The 25,574-nt window shown below is 34.8% G+C and carries 25 protein-coding genes; 18 read left to right on the top strand and 7 right to left on the bottom strand.

The window, feature by feature from the left end:
• The first annotated feature begins 241 nt into the window (after positions 1–241).
• The 10 genes from QLS31_RS11175 to QLS31_RS11130 all read left to right on the top strand — a co-directional run bounded on the left by QLS31_RS11175 (position 242) and on the right by QLS31_RS11130 (position 12,144).
• Positions 242–1,303 carry a reverse transcriptase domain-containing protein gene (locus QLS31_RS11175; RefSeq protein ID WP_282743930.1) on the top strand — a complete coding sequence of 354 codons (1,062 nt, stop codon included), beginning with the start codon at positions 242–244 and terminating at the stop codon, positions 1,301–1,303.
• Between the two features lie 258 nt (positions 1,304–1,561).
• Entirely contained in the window at positions 1,562–2,134 is a 573-nt protein-coding gene (locus QLS31_RS11170) for a YceI family protein (RefSeq protein WP_282743929.1), read from the top strand.
• Between the two features lie 54 nt (positions 2,135–2,188).
• Positions 2,189–3,088: a J domain-containing protein gene (locus QLS31_RS11165; protein WP_282743928.1), complete on the top strand. Its 900-nt coding sequence runs from the start codon at positions 2,189–2,191 to the stop codon at positions 3,086–3,088.
• Positions 3,085–3,378, top strand: coding sequence for a chaperone modulator CbpM (locus QLS31_RS11160; protein ID WP_282743927.1), 294 nt, complete (start codon positions 3,085–3,087; stop codon positions 3,376–3,378). The genes QLS31_RS11165 and QLS31_RS11160 overlap by 4 nt, the downstream gene beginning before the upstream one ends.
• 49 nt (positions 3,379–3,427) lie before the next feature.
• A complete protein-coding gene (locus QLS31_RS11155) occupies positions 3,428–6,010 on the top strand; it encodes a cation-translocating P-type ATPase (RefSeq protein WP_282743926.1) in 2,583 nt (860 codons plus the stop codon).
• 294 nt (positions 6,011–6,304) lie between these two features.
• Positions 6,305–7,087, top strand: a complete 783-nt coding sequence (locus QLS31_RS11150) for an ABC transporter permease (RefSeq protein WP_282743925.1) — start codon at positions 6,305–6,307, stop codon at positions 7,085–7,087.
• Between the two features lie 6 nt (positions 7,088–7,093).
• Positions 7,094–7,846: an ATP-binding cassette domain-containing protein gene (locus QLS31_RS11145; RefSeq protein WP_121342500.1), complete on the top strand. Its 753-nt coding sequence runs from the start codon at positions 7,094–7,096 to the stop codon at positions 7,844–7,846.
• A gap of 8 nt (positions 7,847–7,854) precedes the next feature.
• The gene (locus QLS31_RS11140; RefSeq protein ID WP_282743924.1) at positions 7,855–8,853 is read left to right on the top strand and encodes an MlaD family protein; all 999 of its coding nucleotides are present in this window, start codon (positions 7,855–7,857) and stop codon (positions 8,851–8,853) included.
• A 20-nt stretch (positions 8,854–8,873) separates the two neighbouring features.
• Positions 8,874–9,917, top strand: a complete 1,044-nt coding sequence (locus QLS31_RS11135) for a pesticidal protein Cry7Aa (protein WP_282743923.1) — start codon at positions 8,874–8,876, stop codon at positions 9,915–9,917.
• Between the two features lie 10 nt (positions 9,918–9,927).
• Entirely contained in the window at positions 9,928–12,144 is a 2,217-nt protein-coding gene (locus QLS31_RS11130; protein ID WP_282743922.1) for a glycosyltransferase, read from the top strand.
• A gap of 71 nt (positions 12,145–12,215) precedes the next feature.
• Here QLS31_RS11130 and QLS31_RS11125 read toward each other — a convergent pair whose 3' ends face one another.
• Together QLS31_RS11125 and QLS31_RS11120 are read right to left on the bottom strand one after the other, a co-directional pair.
• Entirely contained in the window at positions 12,216–13,340 is a 1,125-nt protein-coding gene (locus QLS31_RS11125; RefSeq protein ID WP_282743921.1) for a cysteine desulfurase family protein, read from the bottom strand.
• Positions 13,341–13,358: 18 nt separating this feature from the next.
• A complete protein-coding gene (locus QLS31_RS11120) occupies positions 13,359–14,279 on the bottom strand; it encodes an EamA family transporter (protein WP_282743920.1) in 921 nt (306 codons plus the stop codon).
• Positions 14,280–14,483: 204 nt separating this feature from the next.
• Here QLS31_RS11120 and QLS31_RS11115 point away from each other — a divergent pair, with 204 nt between their 5' ends.
• Entirely contained in the window at positions 14,484–15,428 is a 945-nt protein-coding gene (locus QLS31_RS11115; protein WP_282743919.1) for a hypothetical protein, read from the top strand.
• 141 nt (positions 15,429–15,569) lie between these two features.
• Here the strand turns inward: QLS31_RS11115 and QLS31_RS11110 are convergent, their stop codons facing one another.
• Both QLS31_RS11110 and QLS31_RS11105 read right to left on the bottom strand, forming a co-directional pair.
• The gene (locus tag QLS31_RS11110) at positions 15,570–16,121 is read right to left on the bottom strand and encodes a Smr/MutS family protein (protein ID WP_121342507.1); all 552 of its coding nucleotides are present in this window, start codon (positions 16,119–16,121) and stop codon (positions 15,570–15,572) included.
• Complete coding sequence (locus QLS31_RS11105) at positions 16,114–16,296, bottom strand: hypothetical protein (protein WP_099714810.1); 183 nt, start codon at positions 16,294–16,296, stop codon at positions 16,114–16,116. Before QLS31_RS11105 ends, QLS31_RS11110 begins: the two co-directional genes overlap by 8 nt.
• Positions 16,297–16,397: 101 nt before the next feature.
• Here QLS31_RS11105 and QLS31_RS11100 point away from each other — a divergent pair, with 101 nt between their 5' ends.
• Positions 16,398–16,676 (top strand): DUF2752 domain-containing protein, encoded by a 279-nt coding sequence (locus tag QLS31_RS11100; RefSeq protein WP_282743918.1) that lies wholly within the window; start codon positions 16,398–16,400, stop codon positions 16,674–16,676.
• 35 nt (positions 16,677–16,711) lie between these two features.
• Here QLS31_RS11100 and QLS31_RS11095 read toward each other — a convergent pair whose 3' ends face one another.
• Positions 16,712–17,410: a DUF1003 domain-containing protein gene (locus QLS31_RS11095; protein WP_282743917.1), complete on the bottom strand. Its 699-nt coding sequence runs from the start codon at positions 17,408–17,410 to the stop codon at positions 16,712–16,714.
• A 392-nt stretch (positions 17,411–17,802) separates the two neighbouring features.
• Between QLS31_RS11095 and cysM the strand changes: the two genes are divergently transcribed.
• From cysM to QLS31_RS11080, 3 genes are all read left to right on the top strand, one after another.
• Positions 17,803–18,690: a cysteine synthase CysM gene (cysM, locus tag QLS31_RS11090; protein WP_282743916.1), complete on the top strand. Its 888-nt coding sequence runs from the start codon at positions 17,803–17,805 to the stop codon at positions 18,688–18,690.
• A gap of 143 nt (positions 18,691–18,833) precedes the next feature.
• Positions 18,834–19,526 carry an SGNH/GDSL hydrolase family protein gene (locus tag QLS31_RS11085; protein WP_282743915.1) on the top strand — a complete coding sequence of 231 codons (693 nt, stop codon included), beginning with the start codon at positions 18,834–18,836 and terminating at the stop codon, positions 19,524–19,526.
• 26 nt (positions 19,527–19,552) lie between these two features.
• Positions 19,553–20,539 carry an aldo/keto reductase gene (locus QLS31_RS11080; protein WP_282743914.1) on the top strand — a complete coding sequence of 329 codons (987 nt, stop codon included), beginning with the start codon at positions 19,553–19,555 and terminating at the stop codon, positions 20,537–20,539.
• A 69-nt stretch (positions 20,540–20,608) separates the two neighbouring features.
• Here the strand turns inward: QLS31_RS11080 and QLS31_RS11075 are convergent, their stop codons facing one another.
• Together QLS31_RS11075 and QLS31_RS11070 are read right to left on the bottom strand one after the other, a co-directional pair.
• Complete coding sequence (locus QLS31_RS11075) at positions 20,609–21,019, bottom strand: OsmC family peroxiredoxin (RefSeq protein ID WP_282712436.1); 411 nt, start codon at positions 21,017–21,019, stop codon at positions 20,609–20,611.
• A 109-nt stretch (positions 21,020–21,128) separates the two neighbouring features.
• On the bottom strand, positions 21,129–22,172 hold the full coding sequence (locus tag QLS31_RS11070) for a HAMP domain-containing sensor histidine kinase (RefSeq protein ID WP_282712435.1): 1,044 nt from the start codon (positions 22,170–22,172) through the stop codon (positions 21,129–21,131).
• A gap of 505 nt (positions 22,173–22,677) precedes the next feature.
• Between QLS31_RS11070 and rlmD the strand changes: the two genes are divergently transcribed.
• From rlmD to QLS31_RS11055, 3 genes are all read left to right on the top strand, one after another.
• Entirely contained in the window at positions 22,678–24,090 is a 1,413-nt protein-coding gene (gene rlmD / locus QLS31_RS11065; protein ID WP_282743913.1) for a 23S rRNA (uracil(1939)-C(5))-methyltransferase RlmD, read from the top strand.
• A 117-nt stretch (positions 24,091–24,207) separates the two neighbouring features.
• Positions 24,208–24,744 (top strand): DUF6452 family protein, encoded by a 537-nt coding sequence (locus QLS31_RS11060; RefSeq protein ID WP_282743912.1) that lies wholly within the window; start codon positions 24,208–24,210, stop codon positions 24,742–24,744.
• Complete coding sequence (locus QLS31_RS11055) at positions 24,716–25,549, top strand: DUF6048 family protein (RefSeq protein ID WP_282743911.1); 834 nt, start codon at positions 24,716–24,718, stop codon at positions 25,547–25,549. The genes QLS31_RS11060 and QLS31_RS11055 overlap by 29 nt, the downstream gene beginning before the upstream one ends.
• The last annotated feature ends 25 nt before the right edge of the window (positions 25,550–25,574 follow it).

Below are 25,574 nucleotides of genomic sequence, written 5' to 3'. Positions count from 1 at the left end.
CAAATTAAGCAGTAAAATAGTGTTTATTCCCAGTCAGGATGAATTATTTTTCTAGTTCATTTCTCAAAGAAATTTGTTAGCCCAGGTTAACATCGGAGCCGTGAGTCACTGCTCTGTAATTGAATGTTCTTTCAAGCACCAGGTTTAAAAGATTCTCCGCAGAGCTCCGAACTTTTAAACCGGTATTCTTAATCGGGGTTAGGGACAGAATAGTCCCTACTCCATTAACGATTTCAACGCTATGGATTTTACTCAATACAAAGAAACCTTTACCGAAAAATCACACAGACTAGGCTATTCGCTGCCTAATATTCAACGTTGTCTGGATTATGCCGAAGTATTATTTTCTCATGACGTACCGGTTATTTACAATCCAACCCATTTATCACTTCTAGTGGGATACAAGAAAGAATATTTAAAAAAAGCGGCTGTTTATCCCCGCTATTTTTACCGTGATTTTGAGATTTCAAAAAAAAATGGCACAAAACGACTTATTTCTGAACCGCTTCCGAGCTTGAAAGAAATCCAACTCTGGATTTTGAGAAATATCCTCAATAAAGTTCCCATTAGCCCTTTTGCGAAAGCATACAAAACCAATGTAAGCCTTATTGAAAACCTGAAATTTCATAAAAATCAGCCTAAAGTATATACATTAGACTTAGAAAATTTCTTCCAATCAATTACCATTGAATTAGTTGAAAAAGAGTTTCATCAATTGGGATATTCTAAAATGGTATCAAGACTGCTCTCCAAATTATGCACACGAGACAGAACTTTGCCTCAAGGCGCACCTACAAGTCCATATCTTTCGAATTTAATTTTTAAAGATGCCGATGCTGAGATTGCCGCTTACTGCAAATTGCATAAAATAAGATATACCCGTTATGCTGACGATATGAGTTTTTCGGGGGATTTTGATGAAAATAAACTGCTCCATAAAGTCATTGAAACTATTGAAAAATTAAACCTTCGCATCAATAAAAACAAGACTAAACTCATGACGGCCAATACACGTCAAACCGTGACTGGAATTGTTGTGAATGAAAAACCGCAAGTGGCATTCCACAAACGCAATGATTTAAGACAAGCCATGTATTATATCAAGAAATTTGGTTTCGAGGAACACCGCGAATACAAAGAAATTAACCAAAAAAATTATCTCGAACATTTGTTGGGGAAAATAAATTTTGTGCTGCAAATAAATCCAAAAGACATCGAATTTTTAGAGTATAAATCTATATTGAAAGACCTAAAAAAGAAACAGGATTTAAAAGCTATGGAAGATGAATTACTACCAATATAAGAATTGAAAAACATTCTTGGTAAAAAAAACTATTCCATAAAAACTCCTTTTAGAGTTTTTATTATTTTCATAAACACCTGAAATAAAGATATTTATTCCTATTTTAATACCTGAAAATTAATTAAATTTGATAGTGCAAAATGTCTAAAAATCTCAATCATTTGTGCTGTCTTTTTCATGCACATAGATATTGATAATAGCAAGATTACAAACTCCTGACATCTTTATACCCTATCAAATAATTAAAAATAATACCTCATGAAAAAAATAACAACCATCATCGCAACACTATTTTTATCTACTTTTCTGCTGGCACAAACAACATGGAAAGCAGATCCAATGCACTCAAAACTTACTTTTAGCACCGTGCATCATGGTATTTCGGATATAGCGGGATTATTTAAAAAATTTGAGATAACCGCAACAACTAACAAAACGGATTTTAGTGATGCTGTATTTGAACTTTCGACTGATGTTGCCTCTATTGACACCGAAGTAGAAATGCGGGATAATCATTTACGAAGTGCTGATTTCTTTGATGTGGAAAAATATCCTAGAATGAGTTTTAAAAGCATCTCCATAAAAAAAATCGGGAAGAATAAATACAAACTTGTAGGAACACTCACATTACATGGAATCACAAAACCGGCAATAATTACTATGTGGTATAGAGGAACTATAGTGAATGAACAATCAAAAGCAATTACTGCAGGCTTTCAGTTTAGCGGAATTTTAAAACGTTCTGAATTTAATGTAGGTTCCAAATTCCCTTCGAAAATGATTAGTGATGAAGTACAAATTAAAGCAGATTGTGAGTTCATTAAACAGTAAATACCTTCGATTAAAGTATTAATAAAGCCTACAAATTATATAAAAACAATCCAGATGGCATTTATAGACTATTACAAGATTCTTGAAGTGGACAAAAAAGCAACCGAAGCCGAGATTAAAAAGGCCTATCGAAAACTGGCCCGTAAATACCATCCCGACTTAAATCCCAACGATAAGGAAGCCGAAAGAAAATTCAAGGAAATCAATGAGGCCAATGAAGTATTGAGCCATGCCGAGAATCGTAAAAAATATGATGACTATGGCGAAAACTGGCAACATGCGGAGGAATTTGAAAAATCAAAACAACAACAGCAGTACCATAGAGGTGGTCAACAAGATGGTTTTGGCGGATTCAGTGGTGGCGGAGATTTCTCTGATTTTTTTGAGTCTATGTTTGGAGGTCGTTCGTCAGGAAGTGGAGGTCGTCGTAGTGCACAGTTCAAGGGGCAGGATTTTAATGCTGAACTGCATCTTGATCTAAAAGACGTGTACACCACCCATAAACGCACCTTGACAATTAACGGCAAAAACATCCGTATTACTATTCCTGCCGGAGTCGAAAATGGGCAGCAAATAAAAATTAGCGGGCTTGGTGGCGAAGGCGCTGGCGGTGGCCCAAAAGGAGATTTGTACATCACTTTCACTATTGAAAACCATACCAACTTTAAATTAGACAAGCACAACCTCTACTCCACTGTTTCTTTAGATTTATATACTGCCATATTGGGAGGCGATATCTCCGCAGATACTTTTGACGGAAAAGTAAAACTAACCGTAAAACCAGGAACCCAAAACGGAACAAAAGTAAAACTGAAAGGAAAAGGATTTCCAGTTTATAAAAAGGAAGGTGAATTTGGAGATTTATACATTACCTATGAAGTGCAAATACCCACAAATATTACTGAAAAAGAAAAAGAATTATTTACGGAACTCGCAAAGTTAAGAACGTCATGAATATAGAAAGCCTCATACCGATACCTGCATTATGCATTCATTATAAAGTGGAACTCTCCTTTTTTGACAACCTCAGCGAAATGGGTTTACTCGAAATAAAAACAATCGAAGAAACACAATATATCCATCCGGATGCCATCTATGAAATAGAGAAAATGATACGCATCCATCAGGAATTAGATCTTAATACTGAGGGAATTGATGTAGTGTTTAATCTATTACAAAAAATTGATGCTTTGCAAAATGAGCTTGTTTCCACTAAAAACAGATTGCGTTTGTATGAAAGTTGAGATTTGAGAATCCCAATATTCTTTTTACTGAATATAAAAAGTAAAAAATATGAACTGGCATTTACTACCGCTATCAGAAATAACACAGTTGCTAAATACAACTCCATCCGGTATTGATGATATTACGGCATCAGAACGCTTGTGCGAACATGGGAAAAATCAAATTGAAGATAAAAAAAAGAAGACAATTCTACAGATGGTGCTTTCTCAGTTATCTGATTTTATGATTCTCATCCTTATCGCTGCGGCAATTATCTCAGGCATAATAGGAGATGTTACGGATACAATAATTATTCTAGCCATCATTATTATTAATGCTGTCGTGGGATTTATCCAAGAATATCGGGCTGAAAAAGCAATGGAAGCATTAAAGAATATGGTCGCAAACCATGCCCGTATTTTACGTGAAGGAAAAACAATCGACCTTCCTGCATCGGATATCGTTCCTGGTGATGTAGTGGTACTTGAAGCGGGAAATGTTATTCCTGCTGATGTCCGTTTTTTTGAAACCCATCAAATAAAAGTAGATGAATCAGCACTTACGGGCGAATCAAACAATGTAGAAAAAAATCCTGAGGAACTTCCCGAAGGAAATTATGCGCTTGGTGACCAAACCAATATGGGGTACAAAGGAACATTTGTAACTAACGGACGAGCGCTGGCTTACGTTACAGCAACTGGAATGCATACTGAACTTGGACACATCGCAAAAATGATCCAAACCGATGAAACCTCTACGCCTTTACAAAAAAGGTTAGCAGCTTTTGGCAAACGATTATCAGTGATTATACTTATTATCTGCGCTATAATTTTCTTAATCGGATGGTTGCGGGGAGAATCTGTTTTGACCATGTTAATTACTTCTATTTCACTCGCTGTTGCCGCAATTCCTGAAGCTTTACCAGCATTAGTTACGATTGCTCTTGCTTTTGGTGCCAAAAAATTAGCTAAAAGCAATGCACTTATTCGAAAATTACCGGCTGTGGAAACTTTGGGTTCCGTGACGTACATCTGTTCTGATAAAACGGGAACTCTTACGTTGAATAAAATGACTGTACAGGAAATTTTTGAGACATCGGATACAGAGTATGAGCCTTTTTTTAAAGAAAAAAACACATTGCTGCACGCTATCGCTTTAAATAATGATGTTACAAAAGATGAAAACGGAAAATGGTTGGGCGATTCAACAGAGTTGGCATTGGTACAATATGCATCCGATAAAAATTTGAATCGCTCTGATTTAGAACTAAAATTACCTCGAATTGGAGAATTGCCTTTCGATTCTAAAAGAAAATGCATGACTACAATGCATCAAACCCAAAATTCTAATGGTGAAATAATCGTGATTACAAAAGGGGCTGTCGATGTATTGTTTCACAAACTGAATGACAATCAAAAATCACTTATTCCTGAATTTGAACGTAAAGTCAACGAAATGGCCGAAAAAGGATATCGGGTTTTAGGGTACGCAATGAAAACACTTCCGTCCTTACCGGATACTTCAGATGCTAATTTGATAGAAAATGAATTAACACTTATTGGGTTTGTAGGCATGATTGATCCACCACGAGAAGAAGCAAAACAAGCAGTTTCTGAATGTAAGGAAGCCGGTATTATTCCGGTAATGATTACGGGTGACCACAAGCTGACCGCCAAAGCAATTGCCGAAAAGCTAGGCATTATTGTCACGGATGACGACCTAGTTTTAACAGGTTCAGAACTAACTGCATTAACACAGAGTGAATTTATACAAATTGTCGAAAAGGTAAGAGTGTATGCCCGTGTAAATCCAGAACAGAAACTAAGAATCATTAATGCTTTACAATCCAAAAATCATTTTGTGGCAATGACTGGCGATGGTGTGAATGATGCTCCGGCGTTAAAAAATGCTGATATTGGTATTGCTATGGGAATCAACGGAACCGAAGTTTCTAAAGAAGCCTCGCACATGATTTTATTGGATGATAATTTTGCTACCATTATTATTGCTGTTAAACACGGCAGAAAAATATTTGACAACATCCTAAAATTTATTAAATACATTATGACAGGAAACTCAGGCGAAATATGGGCGATTTTTTTAGCTCCATTTTTTGGGTTACCCATTCCGCTATTGGCAATTCACATCCTGTGGATTAATCTGGTAACGGACGGTTTACCCGGATTAGCACTAGCCTCAGAACCATCTGAAACAAATATTATGAAACGTTCCCCCAGAAATCCTAAGAAAAATATTTTTTCAAACGGAATGGCTTTACACATTTTATGGATTGGTTTTTTAATGGGCTGCGTCACCATAGGAATGCAAGCTTACGCGATATATAATGCTAATACACATTGGCAAACGATGGCTTTTACGGTGCTTTGTTTTAGCCAGTTGGGACATGTAATGGTTATTCGTTCCGGCCGTGAATCTATATTTAAAATTGGTTTTTTTTCTAACAGACCTATGGTTGGTGCCCTATTGATAACCATTGTCCTTCAATTCATGATTATTTACATGCCTTTCTTTAACGAAATTTTTAAGACCCAACCTTTATCTTTATATGAATTGGGACTCACCTTAGCGATATCAAGCATTGTATTTTGGGCCGGAGAAATAGAGAAATGGATTAAAAACAGGAACAAATAGACTTTGATTAATACGCTTTCTTTTATGACTATTTGTGTGATTTTTTTTGAAAATAATTTGTGTTCCCTTTTTTAATTTTATTTTCATTTTTGTCAAAATCCCATTTTTAAATTCCTCGTAAGAAAGTCAAAATAGAAGTTCCTATTTAAAAAACATCGTTGTTTTTTAAAATCTGTTTTTTTTCGACAAAACCCTAAAAAAAACAGCTGAACAACACCTTTAAATACTGATAATCAGACAAATAATCGTATATTTGAGTAGCTGTTTTTTTATTAAAAATTAATTCATTTGCTAATGAATAGTATTTTTAAAATAATCGAATTGTTTAAAAGTTTTTTACTTGAAGTTGGCGAACTCTCCTATTTTGCCGGGCGTTTTTTTAAAGAAGCTTTTAAAAGCCCTTCGGAATTCAAAGAGTTCCTTAGACAATGCTTTTATATGGGAAATCGTTCCTTGTTGCTTGTTGCAGTTACAGGATTTATCATTGGCTTAGTATTCACTTTACAGTCACGCCCCACATTGCAGGAATTCGGAGCCGTTTCCTGGATGCCGTCCATGGTAAGTATTTCACTTATCAGAGAAATTGGGCCCATCATTACCGCTTTAATTTGTGCTGGTCGTATTGGTTCCGGTATTGGTGCTGAATTAGGTTCTATGAGAGTTACAGAACAAATTGACGCCATGGAAGTTTCCGGTACAAATCCTTTCAAATATTTAGTGGTAACCCGCATATTAGCAACTACTTTCATGCTTCCTATTCTGGTTTTTTTTGGAGATGCCATTGCCATTTTTGGTTCATTTTTAGTAGAAAACATAAAAGGGAATGTTTCTTTTTTATTGTATTACAATCAGGTTTTTGATGCATTGGAATTTGGGGATTTAATACCGGCAACCATCAAAACGTTCTTTTTTGGTTTTGCCATCGGGTTAGTGGGTTGTTTTAAAGGATATTATTGTAAAAAAGGAACTGCAGGTGTCGGTTTAGCAGCTAATTCTGCGGTGGTTTTTACCTCGATGTTATTGTTTATTATTGATTTTATTGCTGTTTTTATCACTGATATTTTTTATGATTTATAACTGATTATGAATACATCTATACCAAATCAAAAGGCCATAATAGAAATCAAAGACTTAAAAAAAAGCTATGGTGATAATCATGTTTTGGATGGTTTTAATATGGTTTTGAATGAAGGAGAAAATCTGGTAATCATGGGAAAATCAGGTTCAGGGAAATCTGTTATGATAAAATGCCTTATTGGATTAGAAGAACATGACAGTGGAACTGTTGTAATAATGGGAAAGGATATTAGCGAACTCAGCCGGGAAGAACTGGATGACCTTCGGACAGAAGTAGGTTTTCTTTTTCAGGGAAGCGCACTCTATGACTCAATGACCGTCAGGGAAAATTTAGAATTTCCCTTAAGGCGTCACAAAAAAAAATTTGGAAAAATAACCGATACCACGCCACTGGTTATGGAAGCTTTAGAAAATGTGGGGCTGGCTCATACCATAAATTTAATGCCCGAAGAGCTTTCGGGAGGAATGAAACGAAGAATCGCTTTGGCCAGAACTTTAATTCTGCAGCCAAGAATAATTCTTTATGATGAACCAACTACTGGTTTAGATCCTATTACGGCAAAGGAAATTTTGCTGCTAATGATGTCTATCCAAAAAAAATACAACACTTCGGCAATTATCATAACACACGATGTGGATTGCGCCAGAGTGATTTCGAACCGAATGATTTTATTGGTTGACGGTATCAATTATATCGAAGGAACTTTTGAGGAATTATCAACCTCAACAGATCCTAAAGTACAAGCTTTCTTTAAATAAGAATACATATGGAAAAAACGACATCACAAAAACTGCGCCTTGGACTTTTTGTAATCATTGGATTAACGCTATTTGTACTGGCAGTGTATTTCATTGGCGATAAGCAAAAAATGTTTGGAAAAACCAATCACCTTGAGGCGGTTTTTAATAACGTAAGCGGCCTACAATTAGGAAATAATGTACGATATTCCGGAATAAATGTAGGTACTGTCCGCGGAATAGAAATGATTAATGACTCCACCATCAAAGTGGATATGCTCATTGATAAAACCATTTTTCCTCACATCAGAAAAAATGCAATTGCCACGATTGGCTCTGATGGTTTGGTAGGTAATATGATTATAAATATTATCCCAGGTAAAGGGATGGAAGCCTCTGTGAGTCCCGGCGATGAGATTAAATCTTTAAGCCGAATCCGTACTGATGATTTACTGAATACCCTTGGTGTGACCAACAAAAATGCGGCGCTTTTTACGGCTGATTTACTAAAAATTACGCAGGAAATCAATCAAGGTAAAGGAACAGTGGGTTTATTGATTAAAGATTCCACTGTAGCCAATAACCTAAAAGAAACCATGCAGTACTTAAAAATTACCGGAAAAGGAACTTCCGAATCTGTGACAAAATTAAACCGACTCATTTCTTCCTTAGAAAATAAAGATAATGTGATAGGATTTTTGAAAGATACGGCTGTTGCCAATGATATGAAAGCAGTCGTTCGCAATTTAGACAAATCCAGCACTGAAATAAACAAAGTAGTAAGCAACCTCAATGCGACAATTGCAAACATTAAAGATGGAAAAGGAGCTATAAACTACTTATCGAATAATCCGGCATTAGTTCGAAAAATAGACTCTACGATGACAAATATTAACGAAGCGAGTTCCCGTTTGAATGAAAATATGGAAGCCTTGAAACACAATTTTTTATTTCGGGGTTATTTTAAAAAACAGGAAAAAGCAAGAAATAAAGATCCAAAGAAAGAAGAAGTGGATAAAAAATATTGAACTGCAAAATAGATAGAATCATGGTTACAATAGAGAAATTAGGAATAATTCTAAGTCCTACTGACAATACATTTGAAAATAACGGTGTGTTCAATCCCGGTATCTATCAGGATGGAAATACCATTCATGTTTTATACCGAGCGGTAGAACATGGAAATTTTTCAACCATAGGCTATGCAAAAATGGATGGCCCACTTAAAGTAAAGGAAAGGCATGAAAAACCGCTGATAACCCGTGATTTCGATTACGAAAAACACGGCGTAGAAGATGCCCGAATTGTAAAAATTGAGGACACTTATTATATCACCTATACTGCTTATGATGGTGTCAATGCAATGGGAGCATTAGCTACGTCAAAGGATTTGATTCATTTTGAGAAACATGGAATCATAACTCCGCATGTAAATTACCAAGAATATGAAAATTTTGTAACTTTTTGTGACATCAATAAAAACAAGTTAAATCCAAAATACCATCAATACTATAACCTTTTTGCTCAAATAGGATTAGTTGAAGATGAACACAGATTGCTTAGAGATAAAGATGTGGTTTTATTTCCAAGGAAAATAAACGGAAAATTTGTGTTATTGCACCGCATTTGGCCTGGAATTCAGATTGTACAATTTGATGATTGGAAGGATTTAACCGAATCTTTTTGGGAAGATTATCTTAAAAACCTTGTCAATCATATCGTACTTGATCCAAAAGATATCTTTGAGGTAAACTACATTGGTGCCGGCGGACCGCCTATAGAAACTGAATTTGGCTGGTTGATAATCTATCATGGTGTTCAGGAAACTACAACAGGAAAAATATATCATGCCAAAGCCGCATTACTGCAATTAGACAAACCCGAAATTGAAATTTCCAGATTACTTTATCCGCTATTTTCTCCTACCAAGGAATGGGAAATAGAAGGCGAAGTTAGAAACATAGTATTCCCAACCGGTCATGCTTTATTTGGAAATGACCTTTACCTCTATTATGGTGTAGCGGATAAGCATGTTGCAGTAGCAAAATTAGACATTAATGAATTGCTACTTGAATTGAGAAAGCAATCTTAGAAAAAGCGCCATGAAACTCCAAAAAGGAATAAAAATGTTACTTGTAAGTTCGTATCCACCAAGAGAATGTGGTATAGCAACTTTTTCAAATGATATTGTCAATGCAGTGAAAATTGTTTTTGGAGATACATTGCCGGTTGAAGTATGCGCTTTGCAAAATAGTGAGCAACACTTTGAATATAATAATGAAGTAAGCTTTATTTTACCCGTTGATTCATTGGAACATTACCGAATGGTTGCCGAAAAAATAAATGAACGAAACGATATAGGACTTGTGTGCATTCAACATGAATTTGGTTTATTCAGGGGAGAATATGGGGATTATATACTCTCTTTTATATTAGCTTTAAACAAACCAATTGTTACTGTTTTTCATACCGTGCTACCCAATCCGGATGAAAAAAGAAAGAAAATAGTTCATGCAATAGCTGATTTATCTGATCGTATCATTGTGCTTACTAAAAACTCACAGACAATTTTGACTACTAATTACAGTGTTGAAAAAACCAAAACTATTGTAATTCCGCATGGCAATCACAATGTATTATGGGAACAAAAAAACATTTTAAAGAACACTTATGGTTTCTCGGATAAAATAGTGATGGCTACATTTGGTTTAATCAGCCAAAATAAAGGCATCGAAACCGTATTACAAGCGTTACCTGAAATTGTTAAAAAAAATCCCGAAGTAGTTTTTTTGGTGATTGGAAAAACACATCCTGAAATAATCCGTCAAGACGGAGAAATGTACCGAAACAGTCTTATCAATATTGTACAAGAACTTCATCTGGAAAACAATGTCATTTTCATTAATGAATACCTGCAATTGTCGCAATTACTGGAATATTTAACTTTATCAGACATTTATTTATTCTCTTCCAAAGACCCTAATCAAGCCGTAAGCGGGACATTTGCTTATGCCATGAGTTGCGGTTGCACTGTAGTTTCTACTCCAATTCCGCACGCCGTTGAAGAATTGGTAAATGGCAACGGAATACTTTTGAATAGTTTTGAAAGCTCAGAAGAATTCAAAAACGCAATAGTATACTTGATTGAAAATAAAGAAGAACGAATAGCGATGGGCAAAAATGCCTTTTCGTTGTCACACGCCACTAACTGGGAAAATATTGCTATTCAATATCGATTGCTTTTTGACCAATTAACCAATCGAGAAGAAGATTTAAGGTTCAATTTTCCTCCTATAAAACTAGACCATATCAAGAAACTCACTACTGATTTTGGAATACTTCAGTTTTCAAAATTCAGCCAGCCCGATCCTGAATCAGGTTACACATTAGATGATAATGCCAGAGCATTGATCAATATGGTTCTGTATAATAAAGCTTTTCCGGATAAAAACACCTTAAAACTAGCAAATACATATCTGAATTTCATAGAAGGCATACAGCAAAACAACGGTTGGTTTGACAACTACAAAGATTTTGACCATCAATTAACCAAACAAAACAAAGAAGTAAATCTTGAAGATGCTAACGGCAGAGCATTATGGAGTTTAGGAACCGTAATTTCCCACAGGGACACTTTACCATTAGAAATGATTTGCCAAGCGGTAAAATGTTGGGATAAAGCCATCAAAAGAATTGATGATATTAAATCTCCAAGAGCAATTGCGTATGCGTTGAAAGGCCTATATTTATATCATTCTATTTATAAAGACGAAGAGATAAAGACCCATATAGAGAAACTTGCCGATGAACTTTTGCGCCATTATAATATCAATTCAGCTGAAAATTGGTGCTGGTACGAGGATTATATGACCTATGCCAATAACGTTTTGCCGGAAGCGATGATGTACAGTTATTTAGTAACCAAAAATCCTAAGTACAAAAAAATTGCGGCAATCACATTTGATTTTCTACTTTCTCATTATTTTATGAAAGGACAACTGAAAGTAATCTCAAACAGAGGTTGGTTTAAGAAAGAAAATGAAAGGATTTTCTACGGAGAACAACCTATTGAAGTGGCAACTACCATTATTGCATTGGATTTATTCTATGAAGTTACCCGAAATAAAAAATACAAAGACCAACTTAAACTGGCTTTCATCTGGTTTTTAGGAAATAATCATTTGAAACAAATCATGTACAATCCAGAAAATGGGGCGTCCTATGATGGACTGGAAGACAAACACATTAACATCAATCAAGGAGCCGAATCGACTTTATGCTATTTTAAAGCCCGACTAATAATGGAAAAATATACCTGAAATCAAACGTATCATTTTCACTAATCTAGTTTATCCGTACATAAATTAACATTCATTATGATTATTCTTTTTTAGATACTTTTCAACGCTTCAATAAGTAAATCAATATCCTCTTTTGTATTGAAATGACTGAACGATATACGCAAACTCGGTTTCTTCAAATCTTCTTCAGAAAGCATTTCGGCTAAAACATGCGAAGGCTTTACACTTCCTGACTGACAGGCGCTTCCGCGGGAAACTGCAATTCCTTTCATGTCCAAATGGAATAATATCATCGCTGTTTTTGCTGCTGCAAAAGGTAATAAAACATTCAAAACGGTATAAAAACCATCCGGATTTCCATTAATTTTAAATTCCGGAAATTCAATTTTGAGTTGGTCAATCAAATAACTTTTCAACTCCGCAATATGCTTTTGTTCAGTTTCTAAGTTGGTATAGGAAACGTCCAATGCTTTTGCCATACCAGCGATTTGATGCAATGCTTCGGTTCCGGCGCGCAATCCTTTTTCCTGTTCGCCACCAAAAAACAAGGGTTGCAACCCTGAATTTTTTCGAATAAAAGCAAAACCAACGCCTTTAGGTCCATGAAATTTATGGGCACTTGCCACAATAAAATCAACAGGAATCGTTTGCAAATCAATCGTTGCTTTTCCAATGGATTGTACCGTATCCGAATGAAATAAAACATTATGTTCTTGACAGATGCGACCTATTCGTTCCAAATCCAGAACATTCCCCGTTTCATTATTCACGTGCATTAGGCTGACCAATGTTTTCTTTTCCTTCGAAAGCAACTCTACTAAATGGGTAATATCAATTTCTCCATTTGGTTTCACATTCACATAATCAATTTGAATATCGTACTCTTTTTCTAAAACCAGAGCCGTGTATAAAACCGCATGGTGCTCTATTTTACTGGTAATAATTCGTTTTACCTGTAAATCCTTAACCGCAGAACGAAGAATCCAATTGTTAGCTTCGGTGCCACAAGATGTGAAAATAATTTCCTGTGCAGTCGCATTTAAATTCTTAGCAATAGATTTTCTGGAAAGTTCCAATATACTTTTGGCGGCACGACCCAAACTATGCGTTGACGATGGATTCCCATAATCTTCCGTCATTACTTTGGTCATTTCCTGGATTACTTCGGTACGAATAGCGGTTGTAGAAGCGTTATCGAGATATACTTTTTTCATTTTTTTGAAAATTATAAATTATTTTAAACCCTCTATTTCTGCTGGAATACTTTTCGATTTTCTAGAAAAAATAAGCTTTTCATTAAAAACAACTATCGAAATCATAATCAGGAAATAGGAAAATAACTGAAGTGAACTAACGTTTTCATTATAATAAAATATCGCTAATAAAAACCCAATAATCGGATTAATATAAATCATAATCCCAACTGCAGACGAATTAATTCCTTTTAATGCGTACAAGTTTAAAAACAACGGAATAATCGTAAAAAAGACTACGATTACCAGTAAACATCCATAGAATAAGGGTTCTGTGGGCAAATCTCCGCTATAATTGGGATAAAAAGGAAGCAGAATTATTGCCGTAAAAACCAATTGAATTGTCAAAACTAGGAATTTATCCAATTCACTATTTTTTCGTTGACTCACTAAATACATTGCATACGTGGCTGCCGTAATAAGGCTGTAAAAAATGTCTTCAAAATGATTCAATGACAATAAAATACAACTAAAGGCACTTATCAAAACGGCAACCCATTGCCATTTACTCAGTTTCTCTTTTAATATAAAAAAAGCCAGTATGGTCGTTAAAATTGGGCAAATCATATACGCTAATGAAGCCGCTTTTACACTAACGTGATTCATCACATAAATAAAAACAAACCAGTTTGAGGATAGAAATACGCCGCCGCCAAGTGTCAACGTGATAACACTTTGCTTTTGTTTTGCTGTCATCGATTTGAAATGATTCCAATTTTGCAGCATGATATTGCGTCGAAAAACGACATTGATAATTACCATCAGCGCCACACTAAAAAAAACACGGTAAAATAAAATGTCTAAAGAAGGATAATTGTGTAATGGTTTTAATGCTAAACTAAAAAAACCCCAGATAAAAAAGGCAGAGAAAGCAGCTAAATAATATTTGTTAGGTCTCATTATAGTGTAAAATTTGCGCAAAGATAATGATTTCTATTCGCTTTGAATTCATCCAATAGCAGCAATACAATAAAGCACATGCTATTGTATTGCTCTCACTATTTGAAATTTAAAAACCCAATATCCTGTTAAATAATCTATTTTTAAAGGGGAATGCAATTGGAACAAATTAAAAATTCTATTTTTGTTACAAATATTATAAAAATGAAAAGAGTTGTAAGCCTACTGGTTTTTGCGTTACTGTTAAACGGTTGTGATGATGGAGATTTGATTCAAGAAGACATTAGTTTTGAAGATATTGCCGCACAAAATTGTACTACAAATGATATTATCTATAAACTAAAAGATAGCGAAGCCCTTATTCTTGAAGTTCTGGGATTTACTTTCCCAACTGAAACTATATCGCAGGAATTAGACATTAATACTTCAAATCGTGTACTATATCGCTTTTACAATGGCGCCGTAACTTCCTCAACCATTTGCGAAACCATTCCGCCTGCAACGCCAATTGTTATGGATCAATGGACTACTTCAGGTGGAAAAATAGTTATAAATACTACCGCTATCAAAACTACAAATACTACTGATAACAGTACTAAAATTACAGGTTACAATCATAATATTACCTTTAAAAACATCACATTTGTAAAAAGTAACGGAACACAAGTTTACGAAACATTCCCTTTTGGGGACTATATAATTAGTGCTACACCTTTACCTTTTGCATTCAATAAAACGCTTGAACAATGCAGTTCTTCAAAACAATTGTATGATTACAATAGTAGTGAAGCACTTATTTTAGACATTGATCCCGCTTTAATTGTTAATGAAGCGACACCGCTAAACGCTCCAAGAACCGGATTAATCAGTGACACAAAAAACAAACTTACATATCGATTATTCTCCGGTTTACTTACGGGTGCTTATTTTTGCAACACTACTTTTCCGGCAACTCCTGCAGTAAGTGAAGAATGGATTGCAGTGGCTGGAGTGGCAAACGAAAGCGGAATTATTGAGGTAACAACTGCTACTTTAGGAGCTGGTTTCAAACACACCGTTGTCCTTAAAAAAGCAAAAATGAAGAAAGGAAGCAGTGATTTTATTTTGGGTGATAATTACATTTATGGTGAATTATTGACTACAAATTAATCCCAAATAAGAAGCAAAAATAGAGGCAAAAAACAACTGTTTTTAGTCCCAAAAAAAGGTCCGATTTTTAAGCTGTTTTCATTAGAAAATTTGCTTGAAAATCGGACCTTTTTTTTGAGCTTTTAAAAACTAAAATAAAACTTACATGGCACTTTGCTTGATAAAAACTTCTGTTGCACCTTGACCATATTTTTGATAATTCCCTTCTTGAAAAGCAATGTTATCATAGCGTCCCAATAAAAAATCCAGCTCTGCTTTTAGAACTCCTTCACCCACGCCGTGAATAAAAACAATCTTTGGAATGCGATTTCGGATGGCAAATTCTATGTGTCGTTTTGCCGTATCAGTCTGCAAAGTCAGAATATCATAATTCGACATTCCGCGTTTATTTGGTACCAGTTTTTCGATGTGTAAATCAAACTCCGGAGCGGGAATTTCGTGCTTTGATTTCTTTTCTTTTACAAAACTTCGTGGTTTTGGCATCTCTTTTTCTTTTGAAACCTCACTTACATTAATTCTTCTAATGGAATCAAGTAAGTTACTGGAATCGTTTATTTTAATTAATTCATTGACAAAAAATGTCATCATGAATCCATCCTCTGTTTCAATCGTAACTTGCTTCTCGTTGACTGACAACACTACTCCATTGATGGCTTCATCGAGTACTGAAACCTTATCTCCTTTGTTAAACATTTTCGTCTTCTTTATCTTGATTTTTACTTGGCGTCTTGGCACTCAATTGCATCATTCCCATCATGAAAACCACAATTGCAATTACCATTATATACACATTTTTTTCGGCACTTACCTGCTCGTATAAAGCAACAGTTATCGCCACAACCATTATTGGAATTATAAACTTTCTCATCTTTTTAAATATCAGTTTTCAAAAGTAATGAATTTAAAATTACATCAATTATTATCGCAACCGTTTCTTATTTTTTCGTAAAATTGTAAAAAGAAAAACCATTGTATTTAGAAAAATATATGCTCCCTTGTTTAAGCAAAACACTCTTTGGAATAGAGTGTTTGGGCTGTGGTTTTCAGAGGAGTTTTTTGTTGCTTTTGAATGGCAATTTTGAAGGTGCTTTTAAGATGTATCCAGCCATTTTTACCACCCTGTTATTTCTAGGAATTCTAGGTTTTAATTTTATCGACAAAAACAGGAATTACAAAAAAATCATCATTGGCTCAGCAATCTTAAATGGCATTTTTATGATTGTGGGTTATTATTTTAAGCACTACTAAAAAGTTCTTTTTTTGATTTTTTTAGAACAAAAATATTATTTGATTCGAGTCAAAATATCATTCATCATTTCGATTTGGACTTTTTGAATTTCTATTAATTCTTCTTGTTGGTGCATGATTAAATGATCCAGTTTTTCATGAAGCATTCTAATTTCCAGTTCTGATTTCAGATTTATCATATAATCTTTTTTGGCTCTTTCCCTATCTTTTTCTTCCTGACGATTTTGACTCATCATAATTACTGGAGCTTGAAGTGCGGCAAGACACGACAAAATTAAATTCAACAAAATAAATGGGTACGGATCAAATCCTTTATTCAAGAAAACATAAATATTAATGAGAATCCAAAAAAGAATAAATACTCCAAAAAGGATTATAAATTTCCAGCTTCCGCCAAAAGCAGCAACTTTATCCGCTACTTTTTGCCCCACTGTACGAACACCTATTTCATCCTCTACAGTACTCACTAATGATTTATCTTCGTTCAAGGAACCGATAACTCTGGTTTCCAGATTTGACAACTCCCCTATTTCGACCAATAAATAATTAGAAATGTATTTCTCCCGATACATATTCAACTCCCCGATTGATAGGAATTTCTCCTCATCAAAATCAGGGTAATCATTTTGAATAAGTGCCAATATTGGGTTTCGAATGGTTTTGGCAGCAATTTTATCCGCTATTGGAAATTCTTTTTGGGAAATATCGCTTATAAAAGTAGTCTTGGATTTCATGGATTGTTATTTATTGGCTAATTTAAAAAAACACTTTCATCAAAACTAATAATTCAGCTCCTATACATTGAAAATAAAACAGATACGCCCCAACTTTTTATCTTAAAAAGTTAAAACAGTAATTCCCACTGCATTTACTATCCATTTATTTAACAAAAGTGTCTAAATAAACAAGATAGCTTTATGTTTAAGAAAGAAATAATTCGAAATAGTTCAATATCTTTGCGATTCGTTTTAAAACCCATGAAAATGTCACTGAACTACAAAAATATTCCTTTCTGCTATTGTTGTTGCTGTTTTTAAAATCCCCCTTTAAAAAACATTGTTCAAAAACGAATACTAATTGTAATCAACTTAAAATCTGATTATTACAATTTAAGACATCAAACAGCATGAAATCACAAAAAATATTAGACCTTATTGGAAACACGCCTTTAGTAGAAACTACTAATTTGATACAAAATAAAAACATAAAACTTTTACTCAAACTAGAAGGAGACAATCCCGGTGGCAGTGTAAAAGATCGGGCAGCCTACAACATGATAGCTTCTGCACTGGAAAGAGGAGAAATCAAAAAAGGTGACAAACTCATTGAAGCAACCAGCGGAAATACGGGAATTGCTTTGGCGATGATTGCCCAATTATTCAATATCGAAATCGAATTGGTGCTTCCAGAAGATTCCACCAAAGAACGCACCCAAACCATGCGTGCTTATGGCGCAACCGTAATTTTGACACCTGCAGATACCGGAATAATAGGCTCCAGAGATTATGCTGATAAAAAAGTAGCCGAAGGCGGTTACATCATGCTCAATCAGTTTGCAAATGACGACAACTGGAAAGCACATTATAAAACTACAGGCCCTGAAATATGGAATGATACAGAAGGAACCGTAACCCATTTTGTTTCTGCTATGGGAACAACGGGAACCATTATAGGCACATCTACCTATTTGAAGGAAATGAATCCTGCGATTCAAATTGTAGGCGCTCAACCCAGCGATGGATCTCAAATTCCGGGAATCAGAAAATGGCCAGAAGAATATTTACCTAAAATTTTTGACGCAAAAAAAGTAGATACAATCATTGAAGTCTCTGAAGAAGAAGCACGAGCCATGACCAAACGTTTGGCTCTGGAAGAAGGAGTTTTTGCAGGAATGAGCAGTGGCGGTTCAGTTGCAGCTGCAATAAAAATGGCCGAAGAATTAGAATCAGGAGTTATTGTAGCCATTATCTGTGACCGTGGCGATCGCTATTTATCTTCAGATTTGTTTGATTAAATTAATTACACGTTATAAAAATAACCTTCCTTTTCTGTATCTTTCGGATATAAAAAGGAAGGTTGTTTCGATTTTAAGCAAGAACAATTTCTATTTTAATCAATACACTATTAACTGATTCAAACTTTATAATCTGGTTACAAATGAAAAACACACCATTAATTTACTGCATTCTATTTTTATCAATCATTATGGGAGGAAAAGTACAGGCTCAAGACTGGCCAAATTTAAATAAATACCAAAATGAAAATGCAAATCTGAAACCGGTAACACCCGGACAAAAAAGAATTGTATTTATGGGAGATTCCATAACTGAATTTTGGAGTATAACCGACCCCGAATATTTTACCAGAAAACCATACGTTAATCGCGGTATTAGCGGTCAAACTACGCCTCAGATGCTGATACGTTTCAGAGCTGATGTTATCGCTTTAAAACCCGCCGCTGTACTTATTTTGGCTGGGATAAATGATATTGCCGGCAATACCGGTCCTGCAACATTGGATATGATTGCAAATAATATTTTTTCGATGGCCGAATTGGCAAAAGCAAACCAGATTAAAGTCATTCTTTGTTCTGTATTGCCCGCTTATGATTTCTCTTGGAAACCCAATCAAAATCCTGCTGAAAAAGTAATGGCTCTCAATAAAATGATAAAAAATTACGCTGACGCCAATGGCATTCTATATCTTGATTACTTTTCGGCTATGGCAGATGAACGAAAAGGATTGCCTGCCTCGTATTCTAATGATGAAGTACACCCAAATAAAACAGGATATCAAGTAATGGCACCACTTGCGGAAAAAGCAATTACCAAAGTCTTATCCCAAAAATAAATTATTACTTTAAAAAGAAGCAAAAAATGAACTATCGCAGACTGGGTAAAACAGATTTTGAAATTTCAGAAATATCACTTGGAACATGGCAGGTAGGCGGAAAATGGGGTTCTGCTTTCAATGATAAAACCGCAGATGAGTTAATCAATACTGCGATTGACAATGGCGTAAATTTTATTGACACTGCCGATGTTTATGAAAACGGATTGAGTGAAACTGCTGTAGGTCGAGTGGTTCGTTCCCGTTCTGAACGAATTTATGTGGCTACAAAATGCGGTCGTCACATTAATCCGCACGTAAATGAAGGTTATCAGCCCAAAGTGTTACAACAATTTGTGGAAGATAGTTTGAGAAGAACTGGACTTGAAACACTGGATTTAATACAATTGCATTGTCCTCCGACTGAAGTATTTTATCGTCTGGAAATATTTGAAATGTTTGACCGTTTGAAAGAGCAAGGGAAAATTTTAAATCTTGGCGTTAGCGTCGAAAAAGTGGAAGAAGGACTAAAAGCGATTGAATTTCCAAATGTAACTTCGGTTCAGATTATTTTTAATCTTTTCCGTCAGCGTCCATCCGAACTGTTTTTCAAAGAAGCAACAAAACATGATGTTGGTATTATTGCTCGAGTTCCACTTGCGAGTGGGCTTCTGACTGGTAAATTCAATGCTAAAACTACTTTTGACACTCAAGATCATCGTAATTTTAATCGAAATGGCGAAGCTTTCGACAAAGGCGAAACATTCTCCGGCATTAATTACGAACTAGGCTTAAAAGCCGTAGAAGAATTGAAAGCATTATTTCCTGAAAGCACGAACTTGGCTCCAATTGCTTTGCAATGGATTTTAGGTTTTGATGAAGTAAGTTGCATTATTCCTGGCGCTTCCAATGAAAGTCATGTGCTGTCTAATTTATCGGTTTACGATTTACCTAAATTGACCTACGAGAAAATTGCAGCGATGAATGAAATTTATGAGCGTTATATAAAACCAGAAGTGCATCAACTTTGGTAATCATTTAATCATATAAAAAAGGCTCGATTTAAGTTAAATCGAGCCTTTTTTATATGTGAATTTTTATTTTTATGCTAACGTTGCAGTCGTCGAAATTGCAGCATTCAATAGTTTAGAAATAGGACAATTTTTCTCTGCCTTTGTCACTAATTCTTGAAAAACATTATCTGTAATTGCACTTATTTTTGCATTTACCGTTAAGTGGGAAGTAATAATTGTTCCTTCCACCAAGTCGATATCACATTTAGTCTCGATACTCTCTATTTCAAAACCAGCTTCAGTGATATAAGCCGAAAGTTGCATCGTAAAACAGCCTGAGTGCGCTGCGGCAACTAATTCTTCCGGATTAGTCCCCACTCCTTCTTCAAAACGGGATTTGAAAGAATATTGTGTGTCTTTTAATGTGGTACTTTGTGTGGTAAGTTTCCCGGCTCCTTCTTTAAGTGAACCATTCCAAACTGCGGTTGCATTTCTTTTCATAATTATAAATTTTTATGTTTTCTCAAATTTAGTTCATTTGTAAAAAAACGCTTTCGGAAATAGGATTTTTTAACGAAAATTTAAAGTTCGTTGTATTTTATACAATACGTTAAAAAATAATCGAAAAAGTAGCACCTTTATTAGCTCCATTGCTTTCTGCTAAAATTTGTCCATCGTGTCTTTCTATTATTTTTTTACATAAATACAATCCAATTCCTGTTGATGGCTCATTTGACGTACCTAATTTACTCATTTTAGTGAATTTTTTGAATAGTTCGTGGCTTTGCTTTTGGTCAAAACCTATACCTGCATCTGCTATTGTAAAAAACAATTTGCCTTCTTGCATATAAACACGAACTTTTATTTCACTATCCGGAAACGAGAATTTTATAGCATTATCAATTAAGTTTACTAAAACTCGTATCAATAATACTTTATCAATTTTCAAGAGTGCTTCTTCGACTTCAATTGATAAATCGAGTTTAAGGTTTTTATTACTTAGCAGCTGATCCAATTGTTTTGATACAACAGAAAAAATAGAAGAAAACTGAACAATATCATTTTCGGATTTTTTTTCTATAATTTGATCTTGCTCTTTCAGAAGCTTGATGAAGTTTTCAATATAATTATACTGTTGTTCTGTAGATTGAAGGATTAATTCAGCTAATTCTGTTATTGCTTCAGAAGGCTCTTCCTCTAAAATAAGTAATGCCACCGACTTAGAATTCCCGACAAAGTTTCTTAAATCATGGGAAAGCAAATACACTAAATCTTGTTTTTCAGTAATGAAATTTTCATTTTCAGCGATTGAATCCTGAATATTGCTCATCAATAAACCTGCTTCGTCAGAGAAATTAGTTGGTAATGAAGGAACAATTCTCTTGTTTCTATACACATGTAAGGCTTTAGAAGCTACTTCAATTGGCTTAATTAGCTGCTTTAAAAATAGCAAAGTTGTACCTGTAGCTACTAAGGTCATTATAAGTGCAAAAATTAAAATGGTATCTGCAGAAATAGTTTTACTGCCATAAAGCACAAAAAACAACAACCCAATCAACGGAATATGAATTCCTATAAATGCGACAAACAAAAATTTGAACGCATAACTTTTTTTAAGAAAACCTATGTTAGATAATTTTTTATACAACTGCATAGACAATTTGTTTTCGTTTTTTTTTAAACAACAGAAAATAACAAAGAACAAAATAAGTGATTAATTTCTTACCAATACTCAGGATTTTCTAAATAAAATATTAAATTAACTATTTTACTTCAACCAACATACGTTTAAAAAGAGTATTTGGTTCTTAAAGTCGTTTTTTTAATACTATTCTTATATTTTTTTATCGAAATAAAGTAAAATTACTTATCTGAAATCTTCCCTAAACAACAAAACTCAACTCTACCCCACAACTCACTGTCCCCAATTACAGAGAAACCCTCATTTGCGAAAGCTTTGGAATACTTGTCAGTAGAGAGCGATTCCTTGTTCCCTTAAAGAGAGTAGAAAAAATGCTCCTTTACAAGCGTAGTGTTACTGCTTGCGGAACTGGGGGTTTATGGCGGTAAGCCGCAATAGCTCGAATAAAAAACACTTGAAATTAAAAATATTTCCTAATTTGAATTTATAAAACCATTCAAACGCTTATTTTTGCGCTATGGCAAAGAAAAATACAGACAAAGTTGTCTTTCATCAAATAAAAGTCCTTGATGCTGGTGCAAAAGGCGTTTCGGTAGCAAAGGCTCCCGATGGAAAAGTAGTTTTTATCCCGAATGTGGTTCCGGGCGATGTGGTTGATGTGCAGACTTTCAAGAAGCGCAAGGCTTATTATGAAGGAAAAGCGGTTCATTTTCATGAATATTCAGAGCATCGTGTAGAGCCTATTTGCGAGCATTTTGGTGTTTGTGGCGGTTGTAAATGGCAGAATATGAAATACAGCCAACAGTTGTATTACAAGCAAAATGAGGTGAAAAACCATTTGCAACGCATTGGAAAAATTGAACTTCCGGAATTTGAACCGATTCTTGGTTCAGAAAAACAGTTTTTTTACAGAAACAAAATGGAATTTTCGTTTTCGAACAGCCGTTGGTTAACCGAAAAAGAAATTGACAGCACCGAAGATTTAGGAAACAGAAACGCACTTGGTTTTCACATTCCGAAAATGTGGGACAAAATCCTGGACATTAATAAATGTCATTTACAGGAAGACCCATCCAATGCAATTAGAAACGAAGTTCGCGCTTTTGCTAACGAACATGGTTTGACTTTCTTTAATCCAAGAGCCCACGAAGGTTTATTGAGAACTTTGATGCTAAGAACGGCTTCGACCGGTGAAATCATGGTTTTGATTCAGTTTTTTGAAAACGACAAAGCCAACAGAGAATTACTTCTCGACCATCTTTACGAGAAATTCCCGCAAATTACTTCGCTGCAATATGTTATCAATAATAAAGCGAATGATACTTTATACGATACAGATATTAAATTATATAAAGGAAGAGATTACATTCTAGAAGAAATGGAAGGTTTGAAATTTAGCATTAATGCAAAATCTTTTTACCAAACTAACTCCGACCAAGCATACGAATTGTATAAAATAACGCGCGATTTTGCCGGTCTTACCGGAAATGAAATTGTGTATGATTTATATACAGGTACGGGAACTATAGCACAGTTTGTTTCGAAAAAAGCAAAAAAAGTAATTGGTGTTGAAAGTGTTCCTGAAGCTATTAAAGATGCCAAACTGAATGCTGAACGCAATGAAATTACTAATTGTGAGTTCTTTGTAGGGGATATGAAAGTTGTTTTCAACGATAGTTTCATCGCACAACACGGTCATCCTGATGTAATCATCACTGATCCACCAAGAGACGGAATGCACAAAGATGTAATTGAACAAATTATGAAAATTGCTCCCGAAAAAGTAGTTTATGTAAGTTGTAATTCGGCTACACAAGCGCGTGATTTAGCTTTAATGGATGAAAAATACAAAGTGACTCGAGTACGTCCTGTGGATATGTTTCCACAAACGCATCACGTGGAGAATGTTGTACTTTTGGAAAAAAGATAGCGATTTAGGTTGCCGATTCTTGAATGTTGATTGCAGATTTAAAAAATTGATATTATCATTGAAATTTTCACTTCAGCTATCCTATTGCATACCGAATTACACAAAAACAAATTGTAAATGAAAAAAATAATTTTATTGGTATTTGCATTAGCACTTTCCTTCTCCAGTTGTGAGAAGGATGATATTTGCGATGCAAATACACCCACTACACCTCGTTTGGTGATTAGCTTTTATGATTTCTTGAATCCTTCGGTTTTAAAAAATGTAACAAATCTAAAAGTAGTTGGCGAAGGAATGACTGAGGGAGTTGTTTTTAATACTGCCACCGGAGATGCTAAATACCTTACGAATGGAAGCACGATTTCGATTCCGCTAAAAACAGTTGGAACCAGCACCAGTTATAGTTTTACTCTAAATTCTGGCAATACAAATCCAGCTTTGGTAAACGTAGACAATATAAAATTTGATTATACGACCCAAGAATTATTTGTGTCGAGAGCTTGTGGCTACAAAACCATCTTTACATTAGATCCAATAAATCCATACACACATACCGATGCTGCAGTTGCAGATGAAAAATGGATAGAATACATCTCGGTTGAAAAAAGTAACTTAGAAAACGAAAATGAAACACACATTAAGATCTTTTTTTAGTTTTTGTCTCCTATTATCGTTGACTTTGGTACAAGCTCAGGAAACTACTCCTGTAAAAAGTGATCCCAAAAACACCAAAACGGACCAGATGATTCCTGAAGCGCCATTACCATTGGTCGAAATTAGTCCTGAAATCATAAAGAACGATTCGATTCCTGTAAAAACAGACCGATATGGGATTCGTGTTGGACTGGATTTATTCAAATTGACACGCGCTTTATACGACGAAGATTATAAAGGAATTGAGTTTGTGGGAGATTATCGATTGACAAAAAAATATTTTTTGGCTGCCGAAATTGGAAACGAAAACAAAACCACTGATGATGACCGCCTTAATTTCACTACCAAAGGTTCGTATCTAAAAGCAGGTTTTGATTATAATGTTTATGAAAACTGGCTGGATATGGAAAATATTATTTCCGTAGGCATGCGCTATGGTTTCAGTACTTTTAATCAGCAATTAAACAGTTATAGAATTTACAATGCGAATCCTTATTTTGGCGAAGTTCCTGTAATTCCTTCCGGTGAAAAATTTGATGGTTTAACAGCCAGTTGGATTGAAGTGGTGGCCGCAGTGAAAGCAAAAGTATTCAATAATGTTTTTGTGGGTTTCAGTCTTCGATTGAACCGATTAGTAACCAACAAAGAACCGGAGAATTTCTCCAACTTATATATTCCTGGATTTAACAGAACTTACGATGGTGATTTTGGAGTAGGATTTAACTATACTGTTACATATTTTGTCCCTATTTATAAGAAAAAAGTAAAACCTGTTGCAGTTCCTAAAAAAGCTGAGAAAAAGTAATTACGAATTAGGAATTACGAGAATT

Source organism: Flavobacterium sp. XS2P24 (assembly GCF_030010285.1).
GTDB lineage: Bacteria > Bacteroidota > Bacteroidia > Flavobacteriales > Flavobacteriaceae > Flavobacterium > Flavobacterium algoritolerans.
Note: the sequence above shows the minus strand (reverse complement) of the source record. Positions and strands in the feature narration are given on the sequence as shown.